The organism is Mycolicibacterium vulneris, assembly GCF_002104765.1.
Classification (GTDB): Bacteria; Actinomycetota; Actinomycetes; order Mycobacteriales; family Mycobacteriaceae; genus Mycobacterium; species Mycobacterium vulneris.
The window spans coordinates 37,950-64,933 of the sequence record NZ_NCXM01000016.1 but is presented as its reverse complement, the minus strand read 5'-3'; the positions used below and the strand labels follow the sequence as shown (position 1 = coordinate 64,933).

At 66.8% G+C, this 26,984-nt stretch carries 31 protein-coding genes, 2 tRNA genes and 2 pseudogenes; 17 read left to right on the top strand and 18 right to left on the bottom strand.

All coding sequences use genetic code 11. From position 1 onward, the window contains the following. Window positions 1-17 precede the first annotated feature (17 nt). Entirely contained in the window at window positions 18-1,256 is a 1,239-nt protein-coding gene (gene lipE, locus B8W69_RS16705) for a lipase LipE (RefSeq protein ID WP_085290929.1), read from the bottom strand. 25 nt (window positions 1,257-1,281) lie between these two features. Next, on the bottom strand, window positions 1,282-2,106 hold the full coding sequence (locus B8W69_RS16700) for a crotonase/enoyl-CoA hydratase family protein (protein ID WP_085290928.1): 825 nt from the start codon (window positions 2,104-2,106) through the stop codon (window positions 1,282-1,284). 23 nt (window positions 2,107-2,129) lie between these two features. On the opposite strand from B8W69_RS16700, the gene B8W69_RS16695 reads away from it, so the two are divergent. Continuing rightward, window positions 2,130-2,714 carry a TIGR03086 family metal-binding protein gene (locus tag B8W69_RS16695; protein ID WP_181447420.1) on the top strand — a complete coding sequence of 195 codons (585 nt, stop codon included), beginning with the start codon at window positions 2,130-2,132 and terminating at the stop codon, window positions 2,712-2,714. Window positions 2,715-2,847: 133 nt separating this feature from the next. Here B8W69_RS16695 and B8W69_RS16690 read toward each other — a convergent pair whose 3' ends face one another. Together B8W69_RS16690 and hisC are read right to left on the bottom strand one after the other, a co-directional pair. Beyond that, entirely contained in the window at window positions 2,848-3,312 is a 465-nt protein-coding gene (locus B8W69_RS16690) for a DUF4334 domain-containing protein (RefSeq protein WP_085290926.1), read from the bottom strand. Between the two features lie 9 nt (window positions 3,313-3,321). After that, window positions 3,322-4,389, bottom strand: coding sequence for a histidinol-phosphate transaminase (hisC, locus tag B8W69_RS16685; RefSeq protein ID WP_085290925.1), 1,068 nt, complete (start codon window positions 4,387-4,389; stop codon window positions 3,322-3,324). Window positions 4,390-4,472: 83 nt separating this feature from the next. On the opposite strand from hisC, the gene B8W69_RS16680 reads away from it, so the two are divergent. Both B8W69_RS16680 and B8W69_RS16675 read left to right on the top strand, forming a co-directional pair. Continuing rightward, a tRNA-Ser gene (locus B8W69_RS16680) sits at window positions 4,473-4,561 on the top strand. Window positions 4,562-4,604: 43 nt separating this feature from the next. Beyond that, window positions 4,605-4,677, top strand: a tRNA-Arg gene (locus B8W69_RS16675). Window positions 4,678-4,783: 106 nt separating this feature from the next. Here B8W69_RS16675 and B8W69_RS30330 read toward each other — a convergent pair. The 5 genes and pseudogenes from B8W69_RS30330 to B8W69_RS16660 form a co-directional block, all read right to left on the bottom strand. Further along, on the bottom strand, window positions 4,784-5,023 hold the full coding sequence (locus tag B8W69_RS30330; RefSeq protein ID WP_133058008.1) for a hypothetical protein: 240 nt from the start codon (window positions 5,021-5,023) through the stop codon (window positions 4,784-4,786). 363 nt (window positions 5,024-5,386) lie between these two features. Further along, window positions 5,387-5,582, bottom strand: a pseudogene (locus tag B8W69_RS32005) (phosphotransferase family protein); the annotation flags it as partial. A 277-nt stretch (window positions 5,583-5,859) separates the two neighbouring features. Then, complete coding sequence (locus tag B8W69_RS16670; protein WP_085290924.1) at window positions 5,860-6,339, bottom strand: hypothetical protein; 480 nt, start codon at window positions 6,337-6,339, stop codon at window positions 5,860-5,862. Window positions 6,340-6,358: 19 nt separating this feature from the next. After that, window positions 6,359-7,357 carry a phosphotransferase family protein gene (locus B8W69_RS16665; protein ID WP_085290973.1) on the bottom strand — a complete coding sequence of 333 codons (999 nt, stop codon included), beginning with the start codon at window positions 7,355-7,357 and terminating at the stop codon, window positions 6,359-6,361. Between the two features lie 39 nt (window positions 7,358-7,396). Then, a complete protein-coding gene (locus tag B8W69_RS16660; protein WP_085290923.1) occupies window positions 7,397-7,753 on the bottom strand; it encodes a nuclear transport factor 2 family protein in 357 nt (118 codons plus the stop codon). Between the two features lie 125 nt (window positions 7,754-7,878). Here B8W69_RS16660 and B8W69_RS16655 point away from each other — a divergent pair, with 125 nt between their 5' ends. From B8W69_RS16655 to B8W69_RS16635, 6 genes are all read left to right on the top strand, one after another. Beyond that, on the top strand, window positions 7,879-8,823 hold the full coding sequence (locus tag B8W69_RS16655; RefSeq protein ID WP_085290922.1) for a class I SAM-dependent methyltransferase: 945 nt from the start codon (window positions 7,879-7,881) through the stop codon (window positions 8,821-8,823). A gap of 62 nt (window positions 8,824-8,885) precedes the next feature. Beyond that, entirely contained in the window at window positions 8,886-9,296 is a 411-nt protein-coding gene (locus B8W69_RS16650) for an MmcQ/YjbR family DNA-binding protein (RefSeq protein ID WP_085290921.1), read from the top strand. Window positions 9,297-9,401: 105 nt separating this feature from the next. Next, complete coding sequence (locus tag B8W69_RS16645) at window positions 9,402-9,641, top strand: hypothetical protein (RefSeq protein WP_085290920.1); 240 nt, start codon at window positions 9,402-9,404, stop codon at window positions 9,639-9,641. Window positions 9,642-9,663: 22 nt separating this feature from the next. Continuing rightward, entirely contained in the window at window positions 9,664-9,819 is a 156-nt protein-coding gene (locus B8W69_RS30660; protein ID WP_165762628.1) for a DUF6131 family protein, read from the top strand. A gap of 132 nt (window positions 9,820-9,951) precedes the next feature. Beyond that, on the top strand, window positions 9,952-10,656 hold the full coding sequence (locus tag B8W69_RS16640) for a response regulator transcription factor (protein ID WP_064953923.1): 705 nt from the start codon (window positions 9,952-9,954) through the stop codon (window positions 10,654-10,656). After that, window positions 10,634-12,142 carry a sensor histidine kinase gene (locus B8W69_RS16635; RefSeq protein ID WP_085290919.1) on the top strand — a complete coding sequence of 503 codons (1,509 nt, stop codon included), beginning with the start codon at window positions 10,634-10,636 and terminating at the stop codon, window positions 12,140-12,142. The genes B8W69_RS16640 and B8W69_RS16635 overlap by 23 nt, the downstream gene beginning before the upstream one ends. A gap of 1 nt (window position 12,143) precedes the next feature. On the opposite strand, the gene B8W69_RS16630 is transcribed toward B8W69_RS16635, so the two are convergent. Beyond that, window positions 12,144-12,611: a lipoprotein LpqH gene (locus B8W69_RS16630; protein WP_085290918.1), complete on the bottom strand. Its 468-nt coding sequence runs from the start codon at window positions 12,609-12,611 to the stop codon at window positions 12,144-12,146. Between the two features lie 178 nt (window positions 12,612-12,789). Between B8W69_RS16630 and B8W69_RS16625 the strand changes: the two genes are divergently transcribed. Continuing rightward, on the top strand, window positions 12,790-14,664 hold the full coding sequence (locus tag B8W69_RS16625) for an alkyl/aryl-sulfatase (protein ID WP_439330621.1): 1,875 nt from the start codon (window positions 12,790-12,792) through the stop codon (window positions 14,662-14,664). A 7-nt stretch (window positions 14,665-14,671) separates the two neighbouring features. Here B8W69_RS16625 and B8W69_RS16620 read toward each other — a convergent pair whose 3' ends face one another. The 6 genes and pseudogenes from B8W69_RS16620 to B8W69_RS29960 form a co-directional block, all read right to left on the bottom strand. Further along, window positions 14,672-15,640, bottom strand: a complete 969-nt coding sequence (locus B8W69_RS16620) for an NADPH:quinone oxidoreductase family protein (RefSeq protein ID WP_085290916.1) — start codon at window positions 15,638-15,640, stop codon at window positions 14,672-14,674. Then, window positions 15,640-16,263 (bottom strand): TetR/AcrR family transcriptional regulator, encoded by a 624-nt coding sequence (locus tag B8W69_RS16615; RefSeq protein ID WP_085290915.1) that lies wholly within the window; start codon window positions 16,261-16,263, stop codon window positions 15,640-15,642. The genes B8W69_RS16620 and B8W69_RS16615 overlap by 1 nt, the downstream gene beginning before the upstream one ends. Continuing rightward, window positions 16,244-17,527 carry an acyl-CoA dehydrogenase family protein gene (locus tag B8W69_RS16610; protein WP_085290972.1) on the bottom strand — a complete coding sequence of 428 codons (1,284 nt, stop codon included), beginning with the start codon at window positions 17,525-17,527 and terminating at the stop codon, window positions 16,244-16,246. Before B8W69_RS16610 ends, B8W69_RS16615 begins: the two co-directional genes overlap by 20 nt. Window positions 17,528-17,658: 131 nt before the next feature. Further along, entirely contained in the window at window positions 17,659-18,423 is a 765-nt protein-coding gene (locus tag B8W69_RS16605) for an SDR family NAD(P)-dependent oxidoreductase (protein ID WP_085290914.1), read from the bottom strand. Window position 18,424: 1 nt separating this feature from the next. Continuing rightward, the gene (locus B8W69_RS16600; RefSeq protein ID WP_085290913.1) at window positions 18,425-19,480 is read right to left on the bottom strand and encodes a phosphotransferase family protein; all 1,056 of its coding nucleotides are present in this window, start codon (window positions 19,478-19,480) and stop codon (window positions 18,425-18,427) included. 53 nt (window positions 19,481-19,533) lie between these two features. Further along, window positions 19,534-19,626 (bottom strand): annotated as a pseudogene (locus B8W69_RS29960) (SAM-dependent methyltransferase); the annotation flags it as partial. A gap of 144 nt (window positions 19,627-19,770) precedes the next feature. Between B8W69_RS29960 and B8W69_RS16595 the strand changes: the two are divergent. Further along, on the top strand, window positions 19,771-20,409 hold the full coding sequence (locus tag B8W69_RS16595) for a histidine phosphatase family protein (protein WP_085290912.1): 639 nt from the start codon (window positions 19,771-19,773) through the stop codon (window positions 20,407-20,409). A 63-nt stretch (window positions 20,410-20,472) separates the two neighbouring features. Continuing rightward, window positions 20,473-21,525, top strand: a complete 1,053-nt coding sequence (locus B8W69_RS16590) for a phosphotransferase family protein (protein WP_085290911.1) — start codon at window positions 20,473-20,475, stop codon at window positions 21,523-21,525. Here the strand turns inward: B8W69_RS16590 and B8W69_RS16585 are convergent. Beyond that, on the bottom strand, window positions 21,522-21,872 hold the full coding sequence (locus tag B8W69_RS16585) for a LapA family protein (protein WP_085290910.1): 351 nt from the start codon (window positions 21,870-21,872) through the stop codon (window positions 21,522-21,524). The genes B8W69_RS16590 and B8W69_RS16585 overlap by 4 nt on opposite strands. Before the next feature lie 153 nt (window positions 21,873-22,025). Here B8W69_RS16585 and B8W69_RS16580 point away from each other — a divergent pair, with 153 nt between their 5' ends. Genes B8W69_RS16580 through B8W69_RS16560 form a run of 5 tightly spaced genes read left to right on the top strand, consistent with a single transcriptional unit; the run spans window position 22,026 to window position 26,032 of the window. Next, the gene (locus B8W69_RS16580; RefSeq protein WP_439330623.1) at window positions 22,026-22,919 is read left to right on the top strand and encodes an ABC transporter substrate-binding protein; all 894 of its coding nucleotides are present in this window, start codon (window positions 22,026-22,028) and stop codon (window positions 22,917-22,919) included. Between the two features lies 1 nt (window position 22,920). Beyond that, a complete protein-coding gene (locus B8W69_RS16575; protein ID WP_085290908.1) occupies window positions 22,921-24,030 on the top strand; it encodes an ABC transporter ATP-binding protein in 1,110 nt (369 codons plus the stop codon). A gap of 3 nt (window positions 24,031-24,033) precedes the next feature. After that, window positions 24,034-24,720: an ABC transporter permease gene (locus tag B8W69_RS16570; RefSeq protein WP_085290907.1), complete on the top strand. Its 687-nt coding sequence runs from the start codon at window positions 24,034-24,036 to the stop codon at window positions 24,718-24,720. Next, window positions 24,717-25,436, top strand: coding sequence for an ABC transporter permease (locus B8W69_RS16565; protein ID WP_085290906.1), 720 nt, complete (start codon window positions 24,717-24,719; stop codon window positions 25,434-25,436). Before B8W69_RS16570 ends, B8W69_RS16565 begins: the two co-directional genes overlap by 4 nt. Further along, window positions 25,433-26,032, top strand: coding sequence for a putative glycolipid-binding domain-containing protein (locus tag B8W69_RS16560; protein ID WP_085290905.1), 600 nt, complete (start codon window positions 25,433-25,435; stop codon window positions 26,030-26,032). Before B8W69_RS16565 ends, B8W69_RS16560 begins: the two co-directional genes overlap by 4 nt. Here the strand turns inward: B8W69_RS16560 and B8W69_RS16555 are convergent. Next, window positions 25,995-26,939, bottom strand: a complete 945-nt coding sequence (locus tag B8W69_RS16555) for a prephenate dehydrogenase (protein ID WP_165762629.1) — start codon at window positions 26,937-26,939, stop codon at window positions 25,995-25,997. The two genes, B8W69_RS16560 and B8W69_RS16555, sit on opposite strands and share 38 nt — an antisense overlap. Window positions 26,940-26,984 lie beyond the last annotated feature (45 nt).

Below are 26,984 nucleotides of genomic sequence, written 5' to 3'. Positions count from 1 at the left end.
CCACACTGCCGTCGTGATCAACCGGTCGGCATCTCGGCGGTGATCGTGTCCAGCAGGGCGGTGTACCGGCGGGCTTCTGGATCCCGGCCGGGTTTGCCGCTGCTCACCACGCCGGCCGACAGCCCGCGCGCGGGGTCGGCCCAGATGGCGATGTTCACCAGGCCCAGGTTGCCGAATGCGTGCGGCGCGTTGCGCCCGAACGGACCCCACCGGTCGGTGCCCAGGATGAAGCCGGTGCCCCAGCGGGCCGGCTGCAGGCCGACCGCGAAATCCGGTCGCAGCCTTCGGCATTGGGTCACCGCGCCGTACATGGTCTCCGGGCTGATCACCCGCACGCCGTCGAGTTCGCCTCCGCGGCGCCATATCTCGGCGAACCGCGACATCTCCTGCGCGGTCGACACCGTGTTGGACGACGGAATGATGGTGGTCAAAAACGCCGGAGAGTTGGTGTACGGGATCATCTCGTGCACGGTTCCGCCGATCGCCTTGCGGAAGATCTGGGCGACCACCGGCGGCAGCGTTCGCCCGGTGGCGTGGCTGGGCGCGACCAACGGGACGTCGTTTTTCGCGACGCCGAAGTTGGTCCAGCGGAAGTCGAGCGGGTCGAGGATCTCGGTGGCCAGGATCTCGCGAATCTCCTTGCCGGTGGCCGCGTACACGATCTCGCGGATCAGCGGACCCCACGTCAGCGCGTGGTACATGTGGACCAGCCCGGGACGGTAGAGGGGCCGCAACTCGCCCAGCTTCTGCTGCGCGTAGTCGTGGTCGTCGGCGCGGGTGACGTCCGGCCTGGGGCCGGTAGGGAAGGGCAGTCCCGCGCTGTGTGTCATCACGTGCCGGATGGTGATCCGGTGCTTGCCGTGACTGGTGAAGGTGGGGATGTATTCGCACACCCGGTCGTCGAGCGAGAAGACGCCGCGCTCGACGAGCATGTGCACCACGGTCGCCGCCATTCCCTTGGCCGCCGAGTACACGCAGAACGGTGTGTCCGGCGTAACCGCGATCTTCTCCGCGTCGGGCGGATCGCTCGGGGCGTTGCCCCAGCCGTGCCCGATCGCGCGGTTCAGCACGACGCGGCCATGCCGGCGGATGCAGAGCTGGATGGCGGGATGAAAGCCGGCCCGGTACCAATGCCGGGCGGCCTGCCAGATCCGGTCGACGGCGGCGCTGTCGATTTCGGAGTGGTCCTCGGCGCCGATCGCCGTCACCGAGTCTAGGTCTGCCGGGAGCCGGATCTTGCCGTCTGGTGTCGTCACCTCAGCGAGGGTACGTGGCGCGCGACTACTCCCCGGTGAACTGCGGCGGGCGCTTCTCGAACGTCGCCGAGATGCCCTCGGTCAGGTCCTTGGACGGCAGGAAGGCCGCGTTCCAGGCCGCCACATACCGCAGGCTCGCCGAGACGGCCGCGGTGCGATGCTGGTCGAGAACGTCCTTGACGCCGTGCACGGTCAGCGGGGGATTGGCGGCGATCTCCGCGGCGGTGGCGTGCGCCGCGGCCAGGGTGGCGTCGGCGTCGGCATACACGTCGTTGACCAGACCGATCTTCTCGGCGCGGGCCGCGTCGATGTCCTTGCCCGTCAGCGCCAGCTCGCGCAGGTGCCCGTCGTTGAGGATCATCGGCAGGCGGGCGAGGCTGCCGACGTCGGCGACGATGGCGAGCTTGACCTCACGCACCGAGAACTTGGCGTCGGCGCTGGCGTAGCGGATGTCCACCGCCGAGATCAGGTCGACGCCGCCGCCGATGCACCAGCCGTGCACCGCGGCGATGGTGGGGGTGCGGCAGTCGGCGACCGCGGTGATCGCGCCCTGCATGCGCTTGACCTCGCGGTGGAACACCGCGCGCGGGCCGGCCAGCGCGTCGCCGGACAGCAGCGGGGTGAACGAGCCGCCCATTGCCGGCACGTCCAGGCCGTAGCTGAAGTTCTTGCCCGAGCCGGTCAGCACGATGGCCCGCACCTCGGGGTCGTCGTCCAGCGCCGCGAACAGCTCCGGCATCTCCGACCAGAAGGCCGGTCCCATCGCATTGCCCTTGCCCGGTCCCATCAGCGTCACCTGGGCGACGTGGTCTTTCGTCTCGACGGTGACGGATTCGTATGCTTGCGCCATATCGAGACCGTAGCGTGGCGAATATGGCTCCTGACTTGCGACCCGGACCGCATTCCCCGCCCACCGACGAGCTGAACAGCGCCGAGGACACCTTGGGAGTGCTGCAGCGGGTCCTGCACACCATCGCCGCCGACGACCTGTCGCGACCGACGCCGTGCACGGAATTCGACGTGTCGGCGCTCACCGGGCATCTGCTGAACTCGATCTCGGCGCTCGGGGGCATGGTGGGCGCGAAGATTCCGGAGCGCGAGGAAGGCGATTCGGTCGAGCGCCAGGTGATCGCCGCGGCCCGGCCCGCGCTGGACGCCTGGCACCGCCACGGCCTGGACGGGTCGGTGCCGTTCGGCAAGGGCGAGATGCCCGCGAACAGCGCGTGCGGCGTCCTGTCGATCGAATTCCTGGTCCACGCTTGGGATTACGCCACCGCGGTGGGGCACGACATCCACGCGCCCGAGCCGCTGTCTGAATACGTGCTAGGGCTGGCGCGCCAGATCATCGGGCCGGAGTTACGCGGTCAGGCCGGGTTCGACGACCCGGTCGAGGTTCCGGCCGACGCCGGCGCTCTCGAGCAGCTGGTCGCGTTCACCGGCCGCAACCCGGCGGGTTAGCTCGGGCCGCCTATCCGGCCGAGTGTGAAACCTGGGCTTTGAATGTGAAGCCACGGCGAGCCCGCACGGCGTGTCGCCGCCCTAGACGCACACTCCAAGCCGTCAGTGCACGCTCGACGGCGAGACGACGCGGCTACTGCTCGCGTTCGAGATAGAAGTAGTAGTACTTGCCGTTATCCCGGACACCCTTGCCGTTCATGATGCCCATCACGGCGGCGTCGTCGATCTTCTTGAAGTGATCGTGTACCGGCTGGCCGTCGTAAACCATTGTGGCGGTGACCTCGCCGCGGAAGTCCTCCAGCCACAGGCTGGCCTCGCCCTTGCCCATCTCCACGTTGGAGAACTTGTTGCCGTCGGCGTCCAGGCAAACGAGCGGCTGCACGTCGCGGACGGACTTGAAGGTCTTGCCGTACCAGCCGGCCTTTTCCAGTTGGCCGTTCATCTTGTGGCCGGTCTGAAACTCGCCGCCCTTCCACTCGCCGAGCATCCCGTCGATCGTCGCGGGCGCAAGTTCGGCCCAGAATTCGTCGAGCTCGGAATCCGCGATGTCGCCGCTGCGCTCTTTGAACTCAATGAACTTCTTCCGCGCGAGGTCCACGGCGACTCCTTACGATTCGGTGCGGGCAATCCAGTCGCAGGCGAAACGCAGCAGGGCGTCATTCTCCTCCGGCGCACCAATCGTGACACGGATGCCTTCGGCCGCGAACGGCCGCACCACCAGGCGCGCGTCGGCGGCCTGCTCGGTGAAGTCCATGGTGCGCTCGCCCAGTGGCAGCCAGACGAAGTTGGCCTGCGACGCGGGCAGCTCGAATCCGGCCTCGCGCAGGGCGTCGCTCACGCGGGTGCGCTCGATCACCAGCGCGTCGGTGCGGGCCATCAGCTCGTCGGACGCCTCGAGCGATGCGATGGCGGCCGCCTGCGCGACGTTCGTCACCGCGAACGGCATGACGACTTTGTCCAGCGCGGTGATCAGGTCCGGGTGGCCCACCGCGTAACCGCAGCGCAGCCCCGCCAACCCGTAGGCCTTCGAAAACGTCCGCAGCACAACGACGTTGCTGTGCGTCAGGGCCAGCTCCAGGCTGTTGGGCAGCATGCCGTCGCGAATGTATTCGACGTAGGCCTCGTCGATGGCGATCAGGACGTGCGGCGGCACGGCCTCGACGAATCGCGTCAGCGCGTCCGGGTCGACGACGGTGGATGTCGGATTGTTCGGGTTGCACACGAAGATCAGCCGGGTGCGGTCGGTGATCGCGGCGAGCATCGCGTCGAGGTCGTGCGTGTAATCGGTCAGCGGCACTTTGACCGTGGTCGCGCCGGACACCTGGATGATGGGCAGATAGCACTCGAAGCTGCGCCAGCCGATCATCACCTCGTCGCCGGCCGCGGCGGTGATCTGAACCAGCTGCTGGCACAAGGTGACCGAGCCGCTACCGACCGCGATCTGCTCGGGGGCGACGTCGGAACCCAGGTGCATGGCCAGCGCGGCCTTGAGGTCCACGCTGGCGTTGTCCGGGTAGCGGTTGACGACGGCAACCGCACGCTCGATGGCCGCATGCACGCTGGGCAGCGGGCCGTACACGGTCTCGTTGCTGGCCAGTTTGATGGAGCCCGGGACGTTCTTACCGGGGACATACACTGGCAGTCCGGCCAGTTCGTTGCGAAGGCGAGCGGTCACTTCGACAGTCTATGTCTCGACTGTGTACAGTATGGCCGGTTCCGCGTGACCGGAAAGGGGTCGGTACCCTCAGAAAGTCCAAGGGAGGCGTGCCAGAGCGGCCGAATGGGGCTCACTGCTAATGAGTTGTCCCCCTCAAAGGGGACCGGAGGTTCAAATCCTCTCGCCTCCGCTAGATCCTTTAGCGGCAACACGGAACGACAACTGAAGAACAAGCGCCCGTAGCTCAACGGATAGAGCATCTGACTACGGATCAGAAGGTTAGGGGTTCGAATCCCTTCGGGCGCGCTCACCTCAAGCTTCCGTAACAGGTTTATGCCGACCTGACGGTTGTCAGATCGGCATAAACCTATATTCGGCGCGGGGCTTGCCGGGATGTCACCCGGCTCAGGGCCTACGCGATGTGGATGCCGCCGTGGTGGTGGTCGTGGTGGTGGTGAATCCCGAAGAACGCGGGCGCGACCTGGGCGGTGCCCGGCGCGACCGCAGGAGCCGAGGTGGCCGCATCGGCGGGGGCGGGCGTCGAGGCAGCCTGCGCCATCGGGATGGCGCCGAACAGCATCGCTCCACTCAGCGCGCCGGCACCTACTGCACCTGCGATAGCGGTGCGGGCTGAAACCAGGGAAATCGACATTTGCTGCTCCTTCATTTCTTCTCGGGACTGACACCAAGAACGCTAAGGGCTAACCCTGAATATCGGCTAATAAAAAGGACCAATAAAGCTGATAAACCTAGCCGTAGACATAGTGGTCTCATGAGGTTATGATGTTCGCGCATTACGGATATCAGTATTTACAGAAATGCTTATCTGCGCAGATCATCGCGTATAAACTGATCTACTGATTCGAGTACATCCGTACTTCAGTGTGTCATGATCATCGCTAGGACTTACCCAGCAGATTGTCTGTGCTGAATTCATTTTGATCACCTGTGTCACCGCAATTAAAGCGACATAGCAAAGTAAATTAATCGAGCATATTTCTCACGTCCGGATCAATCAGTAGTTGGAGATGAGGCCCGGCGCCCGCTCGAACAGGCGCACCGTTGCCGCGTGCAGGCGGTCGTCGGCCTCCTTCGCCTTACCGGCGTAGGCCCGGGGCGGTCCTCTGGATCACGATCCCGAGCTTGAAGCGGGCGGCGTAGCGCTCGAAGAGCTCGTCGGGGGCGACGGCGTCGACGCCGCCGAGTTGGTGTAGATGTGTTGGCGGGACAATCCGTACGCCCGCGCGGCCGCGGTGACGCTAAGGGGTTTCGCTGACCACTGCGGGCACGGCCACACGCGCTTCATCCGGTGCGGCAGCGGACAGGTCAAGCTGTAGCCACGCGACGTCATGCCAGCTGCCCGTTGGGTCGGTTTCCCAGCTGATGACCGTGTGCTCGACGTACGGCCGGTAAATGGCAACGCACGCAGCCGCATCCGCTGCCGATGCCGGGCGGCACAGGCCGCCGCTCGCGTGCATGTCGTCCGCGCTAGGGGCGCGGCTGGAACGGCTGAAACGGCCCCCGGCGGGGCGGTTCGGTCACGGTCTGCGTGACGGTGCTGGTTTCCGTGCTCGGTGCTGCCGTGGTGGGCGGCTCCGTCGTCGTGGGAGTGTCGGTGCTCGGCGGCGGGGCCGTCTCGGTCACCGTCTCGGTCGGCGCGCCACCGCCGCCGCCCCCGTGATGCCGCGGCGCCCGCTCCGTGGTGGTCACCGGCGCGGTGGTGGACGGGACGGGCGTCGTCGTGGCGGGGCTGGGCGCGTGCGAGCCGCTGGTGAGCTTGACCACCGCGTATACCAGGGCGGCCAGCAGGATGACCCCGATGGCGCCGGTCGCGACCAGCGCCGCCGGACGGCGGTACCACGGCGTGGGAGGCTCCGGCGGTTGCGGCTCGGGTTCGTAAGACCCGCCGTACCGCGCGGACGCGGTGGGCTCGGAGTAGTAATCCGGTTCCTCGGGATAGGGCGGCACGAGAGGAGATGGTAGTCGGTCATCCCTCGTCGGAGATGAGGCCCAGCGCCCGCTCGAACAGATGCACCGTGGCCGCGTGCAACTGGTCGCCGACCTCCTTCTCCGCCTTGCCGGCGCAGGCCCGGGCCAGCGTCCCCTCGATCACGATCCCGAGCTTGAAGCAGGCCAGCACGGTGTACCAGGTGATGTGGGACAGGTCGCGGGTGGTGTTGGCGGCGTAGCGCTCGAGGAGCTCCTCGGTGCTGGCCAATCCGTCCTGGCCGCCCAGCGCGTGGCTGAAGACGCTGGAACCGTCGGACTGGCGCCAGGTGGCCAGCAGCCAGCCCAGATCCAGCAGTGGGTCGCCGATGGTGCACATCTCCCAGTCGACGATCGCGACCACGTCGGGCCCGGTGCGGGAGAACATCACGTTGGCGGCGTGGTAGTCCCCGTGCATGATGCCCGGCGTCCAGTTGGCCGGCCGGTGCCGGTCCAGCCAGGCCGAGACCTCCTCGATGCCGGGGATGTCGGGCCCGGGGTAGCCGTCGTACTCGTTGTAGGACTCCAGCTCCGAGAGCCAGCGCGGCACCTGACGTTCCAGGAAGCCCTCGGGCTTGCCGAAATCCGCGAGACCCACCGCGACGTGGTCGACTGCGCCCAGCTTGGCCAGCGCGTCGGCCATCGACAGGCCCATGCCGTGCCGGATCTTGGCATCGCCGGCGTGCAGCGGTAACAGGCCTTCGCCCGCGTTGAAGCCGTCGACCGGGTCCATCAGGTAGAAGACGGCATCGCCCAGCACACCCGGGTCCTCGCAGGCGGCGATCAGGTGGGGATGAGGAACGTCGGAACCCGCCAGTGCAGCAAGGACTTTCGTCTCCCGCAAGATCACGCTGTTGCTGCGTGGGCGCAGGTGCCGTGGTCCGCGCCGCAGCACGTACGGGCGGCCGGCCCGGGTGAATCGCAGCATCACGTTCTGGGTTCCGCCGGTGACGTTGGAAACGTCCTGCAGCGGCCCCTCGCCGAGCCCCTGCCCGGACATCCACTCCGCTACGGCTTCCAGGTTGACGTAATCCACTTCTCAGCCCTTCGGGTGCGGCGTGTATCGGACGGTCTGCGCTCGGATCATGCCGTCGCGGAACACGAAGGTGTCAACACCGTCGTCAACCCGGTTGACGGGCGAATCGGCGGTCCACTCCAGGAACAGCACGTTCCCGTCGAACAGCTGAGTCCGCAAGTCCCACCGCGCATCCGGCAGATCGGCGAGCAATGTCGCGAAGACGGTCCGGATGGCATCCCTGCCGCGGGCGGTGCCGGCGGGGCTGAGCACCACCGAATCCTCGCCGTAGTCGACGACGATCTCGTCGAGGTCGCCCGCGGCCAGCGCGGTGCCGTGGTGGGCGAACACCTCCTGCGGCGTGCGCGGGGTGGTCGTCATGGCACTCCCTTGCAACCTGTGGACCGTCTGAGAAAAAGACTAGGGCAGGGGCGACGGGCGGCCCCGGGCGGCGGCGGCTGGAAGAATAGTGTGCATAACTTACTTTCTGGGGAAGGGAACTGGCGATGCCGCGGACCGACAATGATTCCTGGGAGATCACTCAGAGCGTGGGCGCCACGGCGCTGGGTGTCGCCGCAGCTCGCGCGGCCGAAACCGAGAGCGAGAACCCACTGATCAACGATCCGTTCGCGCGCGTGTTCGTCGACGCCGCGGGCGAGGGCATGTGGAGCATCTACGCCGATCCGGCGCTGCTGGCCAAGGCGGGCGACATCGAGCCGGATCTGCGCGATCGCCTTCAGCTGATGGTCGACTTCATGGCGACCCGGACGGCGTTCTTCGACGAGTTCTTCCTCGGCGCCGCGGACGCCGGCGTTCGGCAGGTGGTGATCCTGGCGGCCGGCCTGGACGCACGCAGCTGGCGCCTCCCGTGGCCCGACGGTACGGTCGTCTACGAGCTCGACCAGCCCAAGGTGCTGGAGTTCAAATCCAAGACGCTGCGTGAGCACGGGGCGGAGCCCAAGGCGCAGCTGGTCAACGTTCCGATCGATCTGCGCCAGGATTGGCCGAAAGCATTGCAGCAGGCGGGATTTGACGCCTCCAAGCCGGCGGTCTGGTCGGCCGAGGGACTGGTTCGCTACCTGCCGGCGCAGGCCCAGGACCTGCTGTTCGAGCGGATCGACTCGCTGAGCGCTGCGGGCAGTCGGCTGGCATCCAACGTGCCCGACGCGGGCTTCACCGATCCCGCTCGTGTGCAGCGCCAGCGCGACGACATGCGACGGATGCGGGCCGCGGCCGCCGAACTGGTCAACGCCGAGATCACCGACTTCGACGACCTCTGGTACGCGGAGGAGCGCACGCCCGTCGACGGCTGGCTGCGTGACCACGGCTGGGACGTCACGACGGCGTCGTTCGCGGACTTGATGGTCCGCTACGGCCGCCGCGTTCCGCAGGGCGCGGAGGACTCGATGCCGCCCACCCTCTACGTGTCTGCGCAGCGGGCGGCGGGCTGATCAAACCCCCTTAGCCGCAACGTCTCTCGCCACCGTCGCGAGCGGTCGGTACGCTCGCCGTTATGCCTGCACGATGCGCGCGGCTCGACGACGTGCGTGAGATCGCCGCCGCGATGCCGCACGTTCAGCGCCTGGAGGGTCCCAAGGGCAACGCCATCTACCAGGTCGGCGGCAAGTCGTTCGTCTTCTTCCGGACACCCCGGCCGGACGCTGCCGATCCGGACACCGGCGAACGCTATCCGGACGTGATCATGCTCTGGGTGGAATCGGAGAGCGACAAGTTGGCGTTGGTCTCCGATCCCACGTCGCCGTTCTTCACCACGGACCATTTCGACGGTCATCCTTCGGTCCTGGTGCGGGCCAGTCGGCTGGCGGAAATCAGCAGAACGGAATTAGCTGAGCTGATTCAGGACGCCTGGTTGTCCCGGGCGTCGAAGAAGCGGGCCGCCACCTGGCTCGCAGACCACCTCTAGCCCCGCGAGCTGCGCCGACAAGTACTGCCGCATAACCCATTGCATGTTTAGACATAAGTCGAACGGGTAACTTCTCGTCCACGAGAAAACTTCTTCTCGACCACATTGGAGGTCACGATGCGTGGCAGCGGGATCATCGGAACGGTTGCTTTGGTGTGGTTGCTAATCGGAGTCTTCGCGGCGTGGCAGCGCGATTACTTCAAAAACGACAACACATCTTGCGCCTCGGCGGGCACGGTTGCGGTGACCGTAATCGCGGGACCCTTGAATTACTTCGGTGTCAATCCAAAAGTCACGGATTGCCATCTGCCGCAACCAAGTTCAATGCAATCAATCAACGCCTAACCGCTCAACCAAAGGAATCGACATGGTTATCTTAGGAATTGTCCTGCTTATTCTCGGTTATTTCTTCCACGTACCCATCCTGACCACTCTGGGTATCGTGCTGTTGGTCATCGGCGCGGTCCTGTGGATCCTGGGCTCGATCGGTCGCCCCGTCGCCGGCCGCCGCTACTGGTATTAACAATTCGACTGGAGTATCGAGTCGCGCGACTCGTTTCACAGGATAAGCATAGGTTCGGCATAGCTTTGCCTCAGTCCGCGGCGGATACTGGAACTTGTGACGCAGCCCCGAGCCTCAGTAGAGCGGGTTGTTATGTGTCGTGCAGACGGCAACCCCATCAACGTTTTGGTCGTAGACGACGAATCTGTCCTGGCCGACATGGTGTCGATGGCACTGCGGTATGAGGGCTGGAACATATCCACCGCCGGTGACGGGGCATCGGCCATCGCGAACGCCCGCTCGCAGCGACCCGATGTGGTTGTTCTGGACGTGATGCTGCCCGACATGAGCGGCCTTGACGTCTTGCACAAACTTCGCGAAGAGAACCCGCAACTGCCGGTGCTGTTGCTGACTGCCAAGGACGCGGTGGAAGATCGCATCGCCGGCCTGACGGCGGGCGGCGACGACTATGTCACCAAACCGTTCAGCATCGAAGAAGTCGTGCTGCGCCTGCGCGCGCTGTTGCGCCGCACCGGTGTGACGACGGTGGACAGCGGCGCGCAACTGGTGGTCGGCGACCTCGTGCTCGACGAGGACAGTCATGAGGTCACCCGGGCGGGTGAGCCAATCTCGTTGACCTCCACCGAGTTTGAGCTGTTGCGATTCATGATGCGCAACTCCAAGCGGGTGCTGAGTAAAGCCCAAATCCTGGACCGGGTATGGAGTTACGACTTCGGCGGCCGGTCCAACATCGTCGAGCTTTACATTTCATACCTGCGCAAGAAGATCGACAACGGCCGGGAACCGATGATCCACACGCTGCGCGGCGCGGGTTATGTCCTCAAGCCGGCCCGCTGACACGCGAAGGGCCTGGTCGCTTCGCCTGCGGCTGCTGGTCGGTCAGATCGTCGTGTTGGCGCTCGTCTGCGTGGGCATCACCGCGGCGACCGAACTGGCGCTGCTGCATCACCTGGTGGCCCAGCTCGACGGGCAGCTTGCCGGCACCTCCTACCGCTCGGCGCTCATGTATCCCGAGCCGCCGCACTCGGGCTGGCGGCATCAACACGTCTATCCGAGGCCGGGCCCCGGCCCGCGATTCCTGGACGCCCCGGGCCAACCGGCGGGCATGGTGGCAGCGGTCGTCAGCCACGGGAACACGGTGGATGCCGGCTACACGACGAGCAGCGGCGACCGGGCCGAGCTGACCCCGACCGCCCAGCTGCAGCTGTCCGGGATCGCCGACAGCCGCAAGCCGGTGACCCTGAGCCTCGACGGGCTGGGCCGCTACCGGGTGGTCGCGGCCCCGAGCCGCAACGGCGGCGATGTCATCGTCACCGGCCTGTCGATGGCCAACATCGACGCCACCCTGATGCGGATGCTGGTCATCTTCGGGATTGTCACCGTCATCGCGCTGGTTGCCGCGACCACGGCCGGTGTGGTCATCATCAGGCGGGCGCTGGCGCCCCTGCGTCGCGTCGCGCAAACGGCGAGCGAGGTAGCCGGCTTGCCTCTGGCGCGCGGCGAGGTCGAACTCCCGGTGCGGGTGCGCGAATCCGACGCGAACCCCTCCACCGAGGTGGGGCAACTCGGCGCGGCCCTCAACCAGATGCTGGACCACATCGCGGCGGCGCTGTCGGCGCGGCAGGCCAGCGAGACGCGGGTTCGCCAATTCGTCGCCGACGCCAGCCACGAGCTGCGTACGCCGCTGGCGGCGATCCGCGGCTACACCGAACTGACTCAACGGATGGGCGACGACCGCGAGGCGGTGGCGCAGGCGATGAGCCGGGTGGCCTCCGAGACCGAGCGGATGACGCGCCTTGTCGAGGACCTGCTGCTGCTGGCCCGCCTGGACTCCGGCCGTCCGCTGGAACGCGAACCGGTGGATCTGTCGCGGTTGGCGGTGGACGCGGTCAGCGACGCTCACGTCGCCGGGCCCGATCATCAATGGGAACTCGACCTGCCCGAAGAGCCGGTGGTCGTCACCGGGGATGCGGCGCGGCTACACCAGGTGCTGGCCAATCTGCTTGCCAACGCCCGGGTCCACACCGGGGCGGGCACCGTCGTGACGACGCGGTTGAGCGCCGAGCCGTCGCACACCGTGCTGCAGGTGATCGACAACGGGCCCGGCATCCCGGCGGCGCTGCAATCCGAGGTTTTCGAACGGTTCGCCCGCGGTGACTCGTCGCGTTCTCGCAAGGGCGGCAGTACCGGGCTGGGCCTGGCGATCGCCTCGGCGGTTGTCAAGGCGCACAACGGAACTATCGCGGTGGACAGCGCGCCGGGTCGTACCGAATTCACGGTGCGGTTGCCACCCAACGGATGGCAACCGCCCGCTGTCGGTTAGGTCAGGAGCAAGTCGCGTCGATTTCGAACGGCTTGTTCACCTGCTGCATCGGGTTCGCCATGTCGACGCCGGTGGCGCTGCCGGTGATCTTGTAGGTGTTGCCGTCCTTGGTCGCCGAGGCATTGCCCTGGCTACCTTGTGCGTACTGAAGCGTCACGCCGTTGACGTTGCCGAGCTGGACCGCCTTCACCGCGAGCGGATTGGCGTCGGCGAGCACGACGCTGATCCCGGTCTGGTTCCCACCGACCGCGATTGAGATGTTGCCGCCGGCCTTGGTGCAAATAGTGGTGCCTTGGACGTTCTGGTCCTTGCCGTCGATGATGACCTTCGACGAGTTGTTGCCGCCGGCCGACACGGAGCCTCCCGGCACCGAGGTCGAAACGCCATTTGATTTGTTGCTTGAACAGCCCGATATTCCCGCGGCAAGAATTGCCGCACCGGCCACCGCCACCGTCAGTTGACGCTTCACCTGTTCTCCTTTGCCCGATAGTTGCGGTCCTCGGCATTGAGGGCCGTCTGGGCAGTATGCGGGTTAACTGGGCCGCGATCCAGAACCCGAAGAAATTGTTGCTGTATTCATTAATTGGACGACGAAAAGCCGTCCGAATGGCCTTGGCGGGCGGCGCGTTAATGGCATGGTTGTCAGGGTGGACCACAAGCCTCCCAGCGCCGTCATCGAGTCGGCTCATCGCGACCATGTGCTGCCGTTTCATGATGAAACGGATTTCGCCGACGCCGACCGGGGATTCATCGCCGCGGAGTCGCCGTGCGTGATCAGAGCGGCCGACGGGCGGGTGGTCTGGGACAACGATGCCTACTCGTTCCTGGGCGGCCCCGCACCGGCGTCGGTGCATCCCAGTCTCTGGCGACAGTCGACGCTGGCCGCCAAACAGGGCCTCTACGAAGTGGTTCCGGGCATCTATCAGGTTCGCGGCTTTGACATCTCGAACGTCACGTTCGTGGAATCCGACAACGGCATCATCGTCATCGACCCCCTGGTGTCCACGGAGGTGGCCGCGGCGGCGCTGGCGTTGTATCGCACCCACCGGGGTGGCGAGCGCGCCGTCGTCGCGGTGATCTACACGCACAGCCACGTCGACCATTTCGGCGGCGTATTGGGCGTCACCTCGCAGGCAGAGGTGGATGCCGGTGCGGTGGCCGTCCTGGCGCCGGAGGGCTTCGTCGAGCATGCGGTGCAGGAGAACGTCTACGCCGGACCGGCGATGCTGCGACGGGCGACCTACATGTACGGCTCGATGCTGGAACGCGGGCCCCGGACTCACGTCGGTTGTGGGCTCGGGCAGGCGACGTCCACCGGCGAGGTGGCCCTCATCGTGCCGACCGTCGACATCCGCGCCACCGGTGAGACACACACCATCGACGGTGTGAAGATCGAATTCCAGATGGCGCCGGGCACCGAGGCGCCCGCCGAAATGCACTTCTATTTCCCACGTTTTCGCGCCTTGTGTATGGCCGAGAACGCCACGCACAACCTGCACAATCTGCTGACCTTGCGCGGCGCACTGGTGCGTGACCCGCACGCCTGGTCAGGTTATCTCACTGAAGCGATTGACACGTTTGCCGATCGCGCCGATGTCGTGTTCGCTTCCCATCACTGGCCGACCTGGGGTCGGGACAGCATCGTCGAGTTCTTGTCGCTGCAGCGCGACATGTACGCGTACTTGCACGACCAGACGCTGCGGCTGCTCAACCAGGGCCATACCGGCGTCGAGATAGCCGAAATATTCCAGATGCCACCGGCTCTCGAGCGGGCCTGGCATACGCATGGCTATTACGGATCGGTCAGCCACAACGTGAAGGCGATCTACCAGCGCTACATGGGTTGGTTCGACGGCAACCCCGGCCGGCTATGGCCCCATCCTCCCGAGGCGCTGGGGCCCCGGTATGTCGAGGCGATGGGCGGAATCGACCGAGTCGTCGAGCTCGCCAGGGCGGCTTTTGACTCCGGGGACTTTCGTTGGGCCGCAACGCTGCTGGACCACGCGATCTTCACCGACAGCGAGCACGCGGCCGCCCGCGCGCTGTATTCGGACACCCTCGAGCAACTCGCCTACGGTGCCGAAAACGCGACCTGGCGCAATTTCTTTTTGAGCGGGGCCACCGAATTGCGCGACGGCAACTTCGGCACCGCGGGCCAGGTTGCCTCGCCCACCATGATGTCGCAACTGACGCCGGAGCAGATCTTCGACGGTCTGGCCATTCGGGTCAACGGGCCACGCAGCTGGGATCTGGATATCGCCATCGACGTCGCCTTCGCCGATACCGCCGTCAACTATCGGCTCACCCTGCGCAACGGGGTGCTGGTGCGCCGCAAGGCGGCACCCGATCCCTCGGCGGCAACCGTTACGATAAGATTGACCAACAAGATTCGGCTTCTCGCGGTGCTGCTGGGCGACTTCAGCTCGCCCGGCCTGGAGCTTACCGGTGATCAGAGCGCGCTGCAGGACCTGCTCAGTGTGCTCGACGGCCCAGACCCGAATTTCAACATCGTCACGCCGTGACGCCGCGTCAGGCGACGTCGATCACCACCTTGCCCAGCACCTTGCGGTCGGCCACATGCCGTAAGGCCGCGGCCGTCTCCGACAGCGGGAACCGCGCGCCGATGTAGGGCCGCACCGTGCCGGCGGCGAACATCTGTGCCAACTCCCTGAGGTCGCGAACGGCGTCGTCGGGCCGGTCGGTCATGAACGTGCGAATCTCCATGCCGCGCACGCAGATGTCTTTGAGCAGAATGAGATTCAGCGGAATCGCCGGGATTGTGCCGGCCGCATAGCCCAGCGTGACGAAGGTGCCGCCACGCGCGAGCCCGCGCAGCGCCGGCTCCGAATACGATCCGCCCACCGGGTCCAGCACCACGCGGGCGCTGTCGCCGGTGAGCTCACGGATCCGCGTCTTCAGGTCCTCGCGGTCATAGTCCACGGTCGCCTCGGCGCCGCGCTGCCGGCACAGCTGGAGCTTCTCCGGGCTGGATGCCGCGGCCAGCACCCGGGCCCCCATCGCGACCGCCAGGTCGACCGCGGCCAGTCCCACGCCGCCCGCGGCGCCGAGCACGACCACCCAATGTCCTTGTGTGACAGCGGCCGTCGAGCGCAGCGCGTGATAGGCGGTGCGGTAGGTGACGCCGAATGCGGCGGCGGAGGCGAAGTCGGCATCGTCGGGCACGAGTTCGGCCTGCCCCGCGTCCAGCAGCGCCTGCTCGGCGAACGCCCCGAAGGTGGTTCCGGAAACCCGTTGTCCGGGACGGAACGGCGCGCCGTCACCGGCGGCGATGACCTCGCCGGCGATCTCGTTGCCGGGGATGAACGGCGGCGGAATCTTGACCTGGTACTTGCCGGCGATGAACAGCACGTCGGGGAAGTTGACCGCGGCCGCGCGGACCCGCACCAGCAACTGGCCCGGGGCCGCGACGGGATCGGGCACGTCGTCGATCACCAGATCCTCGGGAGCGCCGTAGGAACGACAGATCACCGCGCGCATCAACTGGCCTCCAGACCACGTAAGCAGAACCGCACCACGTGTGCGATGTCGTCGGGGCCGGGCCGGTCGGCCGAGCCCACATAGCGGCGCATGGTCGCGGCGGTGCAGCTGAACACCGCCTGGACATCGCGCTCGACGTCGCTACTGCCCAGCGCCGCAATGGGTTCAACCAGAAGCTCGCGAAGCGGCCGCATCATCTCCTGGTCGGCCGCGCGCCAGCTGGTACCGGCCGACATCTGGCCGGCCGCCGCGCGGGTCATGCTGATCAGGTGCGGGTCGGCCACCTGGGCCAGCGTGCCCTCGATCCACCGCGCGACCTTGTCGCGCGGCTCGGGTTCCTTGGCCATCTGATGCTCGAGGTAGGACACCACGATGCCCACCCCGCGTTCCATGACGGCCAGGATCAGATCGTCCTTGCCGGCGAAGTAGCGGTAGAACGCCTTGTTCGACGAATTCGCCTCGGCGACGATGTCGCTGACCCGCGGCGGTTCGGGTGCGACGCGTTCCATGACGCGCACCGCGGCGGCCAGGATGCGCTCCACCTCCTCGGTGGCCTCCCGCTGGCGGTCATCCAGTGCCCGCTCGACCGCTGCGGTCACCCGGTCAGAGGTCAACGAACTCACCGTATTTGGAGCGCGCAGCCGCGCGTCGCACGTCGAGCATCTCGCTGGGCCAGTCACCCTCCTCGGCCTCGTAACCCTTGAGCAGCATCCGGGCCAGGTTGACCTTGTGGGCCTCGGTCGGTCCGTCGGCCAGGCCCAGCGCGATGCCGCCCAGCAGTACGTTGACCAACGGCAGCTGATCGGTGAGCCCCAACGCCCCGTGCACCTGAATGGCCCGCAGTGCAATCGATTTGAGTACCTGCGATGCCAGGATCTTGCAGGCGGCGATCTCGGCGCGGGCGGCGCGCTCCTCACCGTTGTCGATCAGCCATGCGGCGTGCAGCACGGTCAGCCGGAACGGGATCAGCTCGGTGTACGAGTCGGCGACGAACTCCTGGACCAGTTGCTTGTCGGCCAGCAGACTGCCCTGAGTGAAGCGGCTTTTCGCCCGGCGGGACATGATCTCGACGGCGCGTTGCGCCATCCCGATGGAGCGCATCGCGTGATGCAGCCGCCCACCGGCCAGCCGGGTCTGCAATATCAAAAAGCCCTGGCCGGGCTCGCCGAGCAGCGCGTCGGCGGGCACCCGCACGTCGTTGTAGTGCACCAGTGAATGGCCCGGCTCGTGCGGGTCGGCCCCGACCAGGTGGTGATTGGCCTCCAGGACCAGCCCCTCGGTGCCGGCGGGGATCAAAAACGTCGACGCACCGGTATGGACCGGCACATCGGGATCGGTGATCGCGACGACGATGAAGAACGAGGCGACGGACGCGTTGGAGGAGAAGTACTTTCGCCCGGTGATCACCCAGTCGTCGCCGTCGCGGACGGCGCGGGTGGTGAAGACCCGCGGATCCGCGCCGCCCTGCGGTTCGGTCATCGAGAAGCACGAGAAAATCTCACCGGACAGCAGGCCCGCCAGGTAACGGTCCTTCTGTTCCTGGGTTCCGAAGCGGGCGATGATCTCGGCGTTGCCGGTGTCGGGCGCTTGCGTTCCGAACACGATCGGCGCCCACGGGCTGCGGCCCAGGATCTCGTTGATCAGGGTCAGCTTGACGGCACCGAATCCCTGCCCGCCCAGTTCGGGCCCCAGATGCGGTGCCCACAAACCCTTGTCGCGCACCTGCTGCTTGAGCGGGTCCACAATGCGGCGCCGCTCGTCGTTCAGCGGCAGAAACTCGCAGCCGGGAAACAGCACCTCGAGCGGTTCCACCTCGTCGCGAACGAAGCCGCGGATCCACTCGAGCTTCTCCTCGAACTCCGGCTCGGTAGAAAAGTCCCAGGACATTTGAACACTCCTTTCACTGGTGGCGTCCCGCTGCGCCCGGCTCATGTCGATTGTGGCGACCCGCTGCGCCCGGCTCATGTCGATTGTGGCGACCCGCTGCGCCCGGCTGCGCCGCGCTTGCGATCGCCACGTCAGGGGATCCCGCCGTCGGCCCGCAGGATCGAGCCGGTGGTGAAACTGGACGCGTCGGACGCCAGGAACATTGCCGCGCCGACGATTTCGCGCGGATCGCCCGCGCGCTGCAACGAAAGGTGCTTGAACGGATTCTGTTCGGCCGCCCCGAGATTCCAGGCCTTGCTCACGTCGGTGAGAAACGGGCCGGCCATCAGCGTGTTGACCCGCACCGCCGGACCGAACGCCTTCGCCAGCGCCTCGGTCATGGCGTTGAGCCCGGCCTTGGACGCGGCGTAGGGGATGATGTCCGGCGTAGGCCGCAGTGAGCCGGCCGTACTCACGTTGATGATCGAGCCCCGGCCGGCCGCCACCATGCGCTCACCCACCAACGCCGACAAGCGGAATGGGCCCTTGAGGTTGAGGTTGACCACGGCGTCGAACAGCTTCTCGGTCACATCGGTCAGCTTGTCGTACAGCGGGGACATGCCCGCGTTGTTGATCAGCGTGTCGACCTTGCCGAACCGTTCGTAGGTCGCACCGACCAGGCCGTCGAGCTGATCCCAGCGCCCCACGTGCACCTGATAAGGCATGGCCGAACGGCCGGTCTCCGCCTCGATCTCCTTGGCGGTGGAGACGCAGTTGTCCATGTTGCGGCTCGCGATCACCACGTCGGCACCGCAGCGGGCCGCACCGAACGCCATCTCGCGGCCCAGGCCGCGGCTACCCCCGGTGATCAGGAAGACGCGGTCGGTCAGATCGAAAAGCTCGTCGGCATAACCCATTTCAAGATCCCTTGTTAGATCGGGCGAGTTCTGCCGCGGTGGCGATGAGCTGCAGAATCATCGGGCCGAACGCGTCGGCGATCTTGGGGTCGACCTTGCCGGTCCGTACCCCGGCTGCGTACGTCTTCTCCAGCACGATGCCCAGCTTCCAGTTGGCCAGCACCAGGTAGTAGTCGATGTTCTCGGTCGACAAACCGCTGACGGTTTCGTAATGCTCCAACAGCTCGCTGCGCGTCGGCATGCCGCGCATGTCGAGATAAAACCCGTCCTCGCGCGGCTTTTCGCCGTCGTAGCCCAGCAGGCACCACGCCAGGTCGAGCAGCGGATCGCCGACCGTGGTCATCTCCCAGTCCACGATCGCGGCCAGGCGTGCGGGGGCGTCGTGGGCGAACATCACGTTGGCGAACTGATAGTCGCCGTGCATGATGCCCGGCCGGTACTGCGCCGGACGGTTGCGGCGCAGCCAGTCGGAGGCATCGTCCAAACCCGGCAGCTCGCGAACCTTGTAGGCATCGAGGAACGCCAGCCAGCGATCGACCTGCCGCTCGTGGAATCCGTCCGGGCGGCCGAACCCTTGGAGTCCCTGCTTGCGCCAATCCACTCGGCCCAGCTTGGCCGCGCCGTCGACCAATTGGAAGGCCAGGCCGCGCCGGGCCTCGAGGTCGGTGTCGAACGGTGATTGCCAGCCGCCGTCCATCGGGCTCCACCCGTCGATCGCCTGCATGACGTAGAACGGCAAACCGAGCACGGCGCCGGTCTCGTCGGCGGCGATCAGCGCCGCGTGCGGGACATCGGTGCCGGACAGCGCCCGGACCAGGCGGATCTCCCGCAGCAGCCCGTCGATGCGGGCGGCGTCGGCCCGGGCGCCGGGCATCCGCAGCACCATCCGCTGGCCACCGCGCTCGATCAGATAAAGGGTGTTCTGCGAGCCGCCTTTCAGCTGGGTCGGTCGCGCCTCTTCGCCACCGCCCGGTGCGTCGTTCGCATCCAGCCAGCGAGCGAGGACGCCCGCGTCGAGTCCCGATCCACCAGTCACTCGCCAACCCTCTCTGCACATCCCGATCTCTGCCCGGAGAATAGCATTCTCCGGGCTAGAGGCAAGTGCGGCTGTCAGCCCACTTTGCGCGCGCTCAGCAGGAACCCGGGCGCCATGAAGTGGCCCTCGCCGTCGTGGTCCAGGTGCGCCAGGGGGCCGTCGGGCGAGCTGTCCGGTTCAGTCATCCGTCCTTCTCGGCACTGGGGGAATGAAGCTAGTGCAGCGATGCCATTGTGCACGCCGTGAACGACGGGCAAGGGGCGATGAGAGACTTCGGACCGGCACAACCTTTCGACAAGGCAGGAAGAAACATGCAAGTGCTTCTGGTCCGGCACGCGCTCCCGCTGCGCAGCGAACACGGGCAAGGTTCCGATCCGGATCTGTCGGAGGAAGGGTTGGCCCAGATCGAGCGACTCCCCAAGGCGCTCGCCAGGTTTCCCATCGCGCGGGTGGTCAGCAGCCCGCAGCGCCGGGCCATCCAGACCGCCGAACCGGTCGCGGCGGATCGCGGCCTGACCGTCGAGATCGACGATCGCTTCGCCGAATACGACCGCGACCTTCCCGTGTACATCCCCGTCGAGCAGATCCGCGCGGAGATGCCCGACGAGTGGGCGCGCCTGGCTCAGGGGCATCTGCCCAGCGCGGTCGACGAGGACGCTTTTCGTGCCCGGGTGCGCGCCGCGGTCGACGACCTGGTCGCCACCGGCGACCCCGACGACACGGTCGCGGTGTTCAGCCACGGCGGGGTCATCAACGTCCTCCTGCACGAAATCCTCGGCACAGCCCGACTGCTGTCCTTTCCGGTCGACTATGCGTCGGTCACCCGGCTGTTGTTCTCCCGGTCCGGGCAAGCGACGGTGGCGGCGGTCAACACCACCGAACACGTCTGGGACCTGTTGCCGCGAAACCAGAGGCTGCTCGACGACGACGCGAGCCGTGGCAAGGCCTGAGCGGAAGTCCGGTAAATCGCAGGTGGTGCGCCGCGTCGAGCCCGGCGATGGTAGACAAGTTCGGTGACTTCAGCTGGCCAACTCGAGGGCCTCGACCTGGCCTCGCTGGACTCCTATCTGCGTTCGCTCGGGATCGAGCGCGACGGCGAGTTACGCGCGGACTTTATTTCCGGTGGTCGCTCCAATCTGACGTTCCGTGTCTACGACGACAGCACCAGTTGGCTGGTGCGCCGGCCGCCGCTGCACGGGTTGACCCCGTCGGCGCACGACATGGCCCGCGAGTACCGCGTCGTCGCGGCGCTGCAGGACACACCCGTTCCGGTGGCGCGCACGATCGGGCTCTGCGAGGACGATTCGGTGCTGGGCGCCCCCTTCCAGATCGTCGAATTCGTCGCCGGGCAAGTGGTGCGCCGCCGCGCTCAACTCGAGTCGTTCAGCCACACGGTCATCGGCGGCTGCGTCGACTCGTTGATCCGCGTGCTCGTCGACCTCCACACCGTCGATCCCAACGCCGTCGGCCTGGCCGACTTCGGCAAGCCCAGCGGCTATCTGGAGCGTCAGGTGCGGCGGTGGGGCTCGCAATGGTCGCTGGTGCGGTTGCCCGAGGATCGGCGCGACGCCGATGTGGAACGGCTGCATTCCGGTCTGGGCGAGGCGATTCCGCAGCAGAGCCGCACGTCGATCGTGCACGGCGACTACCGGATCGACAACACGATTCTGGACGCCGACGACCCGACCAAGGTTCGTGCGGTGGTCGACTGGGAGCTCTCCACGCTGGGGGATCCGCTGTCTGATGCGGCCCTGATGTGCGTGTACCGCGACCCCGCCCTGGATTTGATCGTCAATGCGCAGGCCGCGTGGACGTCACCGTTGTTGCCGACGGCCGACGAACTTGCGGACCGCTATTCGCTGGTGGCCGGTACACCGCTGGCGCATTGGGAGTTCTACATGGCGCTGGCCTACTTCAAGCTCGCCATCATCGCCGCGGGCATCGACTTCCGCCGGCGGATGTCGGATCAGGCCCGCGGCGCGGTCGACGCGTCCGAGCACACACCCGAGGTGGTCGCGCCGCTGATCTCCCGGGGTCTGGCCGAACTGGCGAAGCTGCCCGGCTAGCGCTGGGCGGCCGCGTGCTGCCGTTTGGCCGCGCGGCGCAGCTGCAAGATCCGTGCGGTGCCGACCGCAACCGTGATCAGCCCCCCGACCACGGCCGCCAGCAGGATCGCAACACCCTTGGGCTGACTCCAGTGCCAGCCCAAGAACTGAAACTCTGCGGGTGTCGTGTTCTGGGTGATGAAGATCAGCAACAGGATCAGGATCACGAAGCCGGCGAACAACGACGACCACAGAGCGCCGGCGCGGGTGAACCCGATGGCCGGTTCCTTGGCGGGCGCGCCGGTCTTGGCGGCGGGGTCGGGCTTGGGGGGCGGCTGCCCGGGCGAGGCAGGGGTGTGGCTGCTCATACTGCCATCTTTGCCCTATCGGACGCCGATTGAAACCGATTCGGACAACCGAACCTTGCAGGCCAGCGTTTGCGGGGTTCGGGCGTTAGGGTCGGCGGTATGACGGGATGGCCGCACGTGCGGGGCGTGATCACGCGCGCGGTGATACTGGTGATGGCCATGTCCGTCGTTGCAGCGTGCAGCAATTCCGATCCGCTGGGAGCGCAGGTTCGAAGCCCCAACTCCATTGTCATCGGCTCCGGCGACTTTCCGGAATCGCAGATCATCGCCGAGATCTATGCACAAGCCTTGCAGGCCAATGGTTTCGAAGTAGGTAAGCGGATGGGCATCGGGAGCCGGGAGACGTATATTCCTGCGCTCAAAGACCATTCGATCGATCTGGTGCCGGAATACATCGGCAATCTGCTCCTCTACATCTCGCCGCAGTCCAACGCCACCACGCTGGATTCCGTCGAGCGTGAGCTTGACCAGCGCCTGCCCGCTGACCTCTCAATTCTGACGCCCGCCCCGGCCACCGACACCGATACCGTCAGCGTGACCGGGCAAACGGCCAACTCCTGGAACCTGAAGACAATCGCCGATCTGGCCGTCCATTCGGCCGACGTGCGATTCGGGGCGCCCTCGGCGTTCGCGACCCGGCCGGCCGGGCTGCCCGGGCTGCGGCAGAAGTACGGACTCGAGATCAAGCCGGGCAACTTCGTCGCCATCGACGACGGCGGCGGCGCGGTCACCGTGCGCGCATTGGTCGAGGGCAGGGTGAACGCCGCCAACATTTTCACCACGTCACCGGCCATCCCGCAGAACCACCTGGTGGCCCTCGACGACCCCGAGCATAATTTTGTGGCCGGAAACATTGTGCCGCTGCTCAATTCGCAGAAGAGATCTCCGCGGCTCAAAGAGGTGCTGGATGCGGTCTCGGTGAAGCTGACGACGTCCGGCGTCGCCGGACTCAACGCCGCGGTGTCGGGGAATTCGGGCATCGATCCCGACCAGGCGGCGCGAAACTGGGTACGCGACAACGGCTTCGACCATCCGATCGGAGGATGACTTGATCATCTTCGACAAAGTCAGCAAGGTCTTCGCCGACGGAACCACCGCCGCGAACGAGCTCAGCTTGAGCGTCCCCACCGGCAAGCTGACCGTGTTCGTCGGATCATCCGGCAGCGGCAAGACCACGGCGCTGCGCATGATCAACCGGATGATCGAGCCCAGCTCGGGCACCATCACGATCGACGGCGTCGACGTCTCCACCCGCGACCCGGTGAAGCTGCGCCTCGGCATCGGATACGTCATCCAGCACGCCGGTCTGATGCCCCACCAACGCGTAATCGACAATGTGGCAACGGTTCCCGTCTTGCGGGGCCAGACTCGCCGGGCCGCCCGCAAAGAAGCCTACGGGGTGCTAGAACGGGTCGGGCTGCACGCCAAGCTCGCGACCCGCTATCCGGCACAGCTTTCCGGCGGCGAGCAACAGCGGGTCGGCGTGGCACGAGCGCTGGCCGCCGACCCGCCGATCCTGTTGATGGACGAGCCGTTTTCCGCCGTCGATCCGGTGGTCCGCCACGATCTGCAGAACGAAATACTGCGCCTGCAAGGCGAATTGCACAAGACGATCGTCTTCGTCACCCACGACATCGACGAGGCACTGCGGCTCGGCGAACGGGTCGCGGTGTTCAAGGGCGGTTCGCTACAGCAGTACGGCGAGCCCGCCCGACTGCTGTCGCGGCCGGCCAACGACTTCGTGTCGCGGTTCATCGGCCTGGGCCGCGGCTACCGATGGCTGCAACTCCTCGACGCGGCCGGGCTGCCGCTGCACGACGTCCAACGGATCACGGCCGACAAGCTCTCCGCAACAGGGCTTGCCGACGGCTGGGCCGTGGTCGTCGACGATGTCGGAGTTCCGCTCGGCTGGATCGACGGCGAGGGCTTGCGACGCCACCGTGACGGTGTGGCGTTGCCGGACAGCATGAGCGGGGTCGGATCGCTGTTTCGGCCGCGGGGCAATCTGAGCCAGGCGCTGGACGCGGCGCTGTCGTCGCCGTCGGGCATCGGTGTCGCCGTCGACGACGGCGGCAGGGTGATCGGCGGTGTGCTGGCCGCCGACGTGCTGGCCGCGGTGGACTCCCGACGGCTGGGTTCGGAACCCCGGGGGACCTAGCCGATGCACTATCTACTCACCCATCTCGACGACGCCCGGGGGTTGGCCGTCGTACACCTGCGGCTGGCGTTGGTGCCGGTGCTGATCGGTCTGGCGATCGCGCTGCCCCTGGGCATGCTGGTGCAGCGCACCCGGATCGCCCGCCGGCTCACGACGGCGGCCGCCAGCGTTGTGTTCACCATTCCGTCGCTGGCGCTGTTCGTGGTGTTGCCGATGCTCATCGGGACCCGCATCCTCGACGAGGCCAACGTGATGGTGGCGTTGACGGCCTACACGGCCGCGCTAATGGTGCGGGCGGTGCTCGAGGCGCTGGACGCGGTGCCCACCCAGGTGCGCGACGCCGCCACCGCGGTCGGCTACCCGACGATCACGCGGATGCTGAAAGTTGAACTGCCGCTATCGGTTCCGGTTCTCGTTGCTGGCTTGCGGGTAGTCGTGGTCACCAACATCGCGATGGTCTCGGTCGGCTCGGTCATCGGCATCGGCGGGCTGGGCAGCTGGTTCACCCAGGGGTACCAGACCAACAAGAGCGATCAGATCCTGGCCGGCATCATCGCGCTGTTCCTGCTGGCGGTCGTCATCGACGTGCTCATCGTGTTGGCCGGCCGGCTGGCCACACCGTGGGCGCACGCCACGCGCAGCACCGGCCGCCGCTCGGTCGTCGCACCGGTGGTGGGTGGTGCGCGGTGAACTTCATCGAGCGGGCGCTCTCCTATGTATCGACCGCCGACAACTGGACCGGCCCGGTCGGGCTCGCGGCCCGCATTCTGGAGCACCTCGAGTACACCGCCCTGGCGGTGGGGGCCTCGGCGCTGATCGCGATCCCCGTCGGCCTGATCATCGGGCACACCGGGCGCGGCACCCTGCTGGTGGTCGGGGCCGTTAACGGCCTGCGCGCGCTACCGACGCTGGGCGTGCTGCTGTTCGGAACGCTGTTGTTCGGGCTGGGCCTGGGTCCGTCGTTGGTGGCGCTGATGCTGCTGGGTGTGCCGGCGTTGTTGGCCGGCACCTACGCCGGGATCGCCAACGTCGAGCCGACGGTCGTCGACGCCGCCCGCGCGATGGGCATGACCGAGGCCCAGGTGCTGCTGCGCGTCGAGGTGCCCAACGCGTTGCCGTTGATCCTGGGCGGGCTGCGCAACGCCACGTTGCAGGTGGTCGCCACCGCGACCGTGGCCGCCTACGCCAGCCTCGGCGGTCTGGGCCGATACCTGATTGACGGGATCAAAGAACGTGAGTTTCATCTCGCTCTGGTCGGTGCGCTGATGGTGGCCGCGTTGGCGCTGGTGCTCGATGGATTGCTCGCGGTGGCGGTGTGGATTGCGGTGCCGGGCACCGGGCGATTACGGCGAACATACCGGGCACGCCGCAGCGGTTGGCAGGCACGTCTTACGGTAGACGAGTGAACGCAGCCCCCTCTGATCCGTCTCGCCGCGTGTGGCAGGCGATGCTCACCTGGCGCGCAAAGGATGACCCCCGGATGGAATCGGTACGAGTCCAGGTGTCCGGCAACAGAATCAAGGCCAATGGCCGCATCATCGCCGCCGCCACCGACACCCATCCCGCGTTCGGCGCCTACTACGACCTGCTGACCGACGAGGCCGGTGCCACCAGGCGCCTCGGAATGACCGTCACCCTCGCCGAGCGAGAGCGCGTCTTCTCCTTCGCCCGTGACGAAGAGAACATGTGGCTGGTCACCGACCATCAGGGCGAACGCCGTGCGGCCTACAACGGCGCGCTCGACGTCGACGTCGAGTTCAGCCCGTTCTTCAACGCGCTCCCCATCCGGCGGCTCGGCTTGTATGAGCGGGCGGCCTCGGTCACGCTGCCCGTCGTCTATGTGAACTTGCCGGATATGTCCATCGCCGCGGACACCGTGAGCTACAGCAGTACCGGCAGCCTGGACGAGATCAAATTGCGCTCGCCGATCTCCGACACGACGGTGAGCGTCGACGACGAAGGATTCATCGTCGACTATCCAGGCTTGGCAGAGCGGATCTGACCACCCCGCCGGCCCGGCCCGCGGCGGCCAGTTCCCCACGCCAGTTCTCCGCGCCGACGACGACGTGGAAGATGTCGTGGCGCGGGAAGCTGTCGTAGCGCGTGCGCGCGGCGTGGCCGGCCTCGACGAGATCGGCGACCGAGTTGTGGGAAGCCAGCGATTCGCGGGCTCGGGTCAGCAGCTCGATGACGCGATCGGCCGCCGGCCCCAATTGGTCGGAGTTGCCTTCGCACATCGCCCGCACCAGGTCCGGCGCGGTGGCCGCCACCCGGGTCCCGTCGCGGAAGGAGCCGGCGGCCAGGGCGAAGGCCAACGGGACGTCTCCGGCGACGACGGCCAGCGCCTCCGCGAGCAGGTGGGGCAGATGCGAGATTGCAGCCGCGGCCGCGTCGTGTTCGTCGGACCTGGCCGGCACCACCACCGCGCCGCAGTCCAACGCCAACGTCATCACCGTCGACCAGACCGCCGCATCCACGTGATCGTCGACGCTGACCACCCACGGGGCCCCGGTGAACAACCCGGCGTAGCCGGCGGTCCAACCCGAGTGGGCGGTGCCCGCCATCGGATGTCCCCCGACGAAGCGTTCCTGCAGACCCGCGGCCACGACCTGGTCGAGGACCGCCTGCTTGACGCTGGTGACGTCGGTCAGCGGACACGCCGGGGCCGTCTCCTTGATGTGGGCGAGCATGCCCGCCATCGCCGGCATCGGCACGGCCAGCACGATCAGCGCACCGGAGTCGGCGGCGCGAGACAAGGTCGCGGTCAGATCGGTGGTGGCGTCATAGCCGTCGGCGGTCGCGGCCTGCGCGCCCTCCACCGAGCGGTTATAGCCGAAGACCTCACGGCCGGCTGCCGTGGCGGCCCGCATTATCGAGCCGCCGATCAGCCCCAGCCCGAGCACACACACCGGTGTCTTAGAAGGAGGGCTTGCCACATTCCAAGGTTGGCACAT

Coding starts and splice junctions, on each gene's coding strand:
- B8W69_RS16700 (WP_085290928.1), bottom strand. CDS start 2,106: ATGGCGCAAGCATACGAATCCGTCACCGTCGAGACGAAAGACCACGTC.
- B8W69_RS16695 (WP_181447420.1), top strand. CDS start 2,130: ATGGCTCCTGACTTGCGACCCGGACCGCATTCCCCGCCCACCGACGAG.
- B8W69_RS30330 (WP_133058008.1), bottom strand. CDS start 5,023: ATGTCGATTTCCCTGGTTTCAGCCCGCACCGCTATCGCAGGTGCAGTA.
- B8W69_RS16665 (WP_085290973.1), bottom strand. CDS start 7,357: ATGTCCGGGCAGGGGCTCGGCGAGGGGCCGCTGCAGGACGTTTCCAAC.
- B8W69_RS16660 (WP_085290923.1), bottom strand. CDS start 7,753: ATGACGACCACCCCGCGCACGCCGCAGGAGGTGTTCGCCCACCACGGC.
- B8W69_RS16655 (WP_085290922.1), top strand. CDS start 7,879: ATGCCGCGGACCGACAATGATTCCTGGGAGATCACTCAGAGCGTGGGC.
- B8W69_RS16650 (WP_085290921.1), top strand. CDS start 8,886: ATGCCTGCACGATGCGCGCGGCTCGACGACGTGCGTGAGATCGCCGCC.
- B8W69_RS30660 (WP_165762628.1), top strand. CDS start 9,664: ATGGTTATCTTAGGAATTGTCCTGCTTATTCTCGGTTATTTCTTCCAC.
- B8W69_RS16640 (WP_064953923.1), top strand. CDS start 9,952: ATGTGTCGTGCAGACGGCAACCCCATCAACGTTTTGGTCGTAGACGAC.
- B8W69_RS16635 (WP_085290919.1), top strand. CDS start 10,634: ATGTCCTCAAGCCGGCCCGCTGACACGCGAAGGGCCTGGTCGCTTCGC.
- B8W69_RS16620 (WP_085290916.1), bottom strand. CDS start 15,640: ATGCGCGCGGTGATCTGTCGTTCCTACGGCGCTCCCGAGGATCTGGTG.
- B8W69_RS16610 (WP_085290972.1), bottom strand. CDS start 17,527: ATGTCCTGGGACTTTTCTACCGAGCCGGAGTTCGAGGAGAAGCTCGAG.
- B8W69_RS16605 (WP_085290914.1), bottom strand. CDS start 18,423: ATGGGTTATGCCGACGAGCTTTTCGATCTGACCGACCGCGTCTTCCTG.
- B8W69_RS16600 (WP_085290913.1), bottom strand. CDS start 19,480: ATGTGCAGAGAGGGTTGGCGAGTGACTGGTGGATCGGGACTCGACGCG.
- B8W69_RS16595 (WP_085290912.1), top strand. CDS start 19,771: ATGCAAGTGCTTCTGGTCCGGCACGCGCTCCCGCTGCGCAGCGAACAC.
- B8W69_RS16585 (WP_085290910.1), bottom strand. CDS start 21,872: ATGAGCAGCCACACCCCTGCCTCGCCCGGGCAGCCGCCCCCCAAGCCC.
- B8W69_RS16580 (WP_439330623.1), top strand. CDS start 22,026: ATGGCCATGTCCGTCGTTGCAGCGTGCAGCAATTCCGATCCGCTGGGA.
- B8W69_RS16570 (WP_085290907.1), top strand. CDS start 24,034: ATGCACTATCTACTCACCCATCTCGACGACGCCCGGGGGTTGGCCGTC.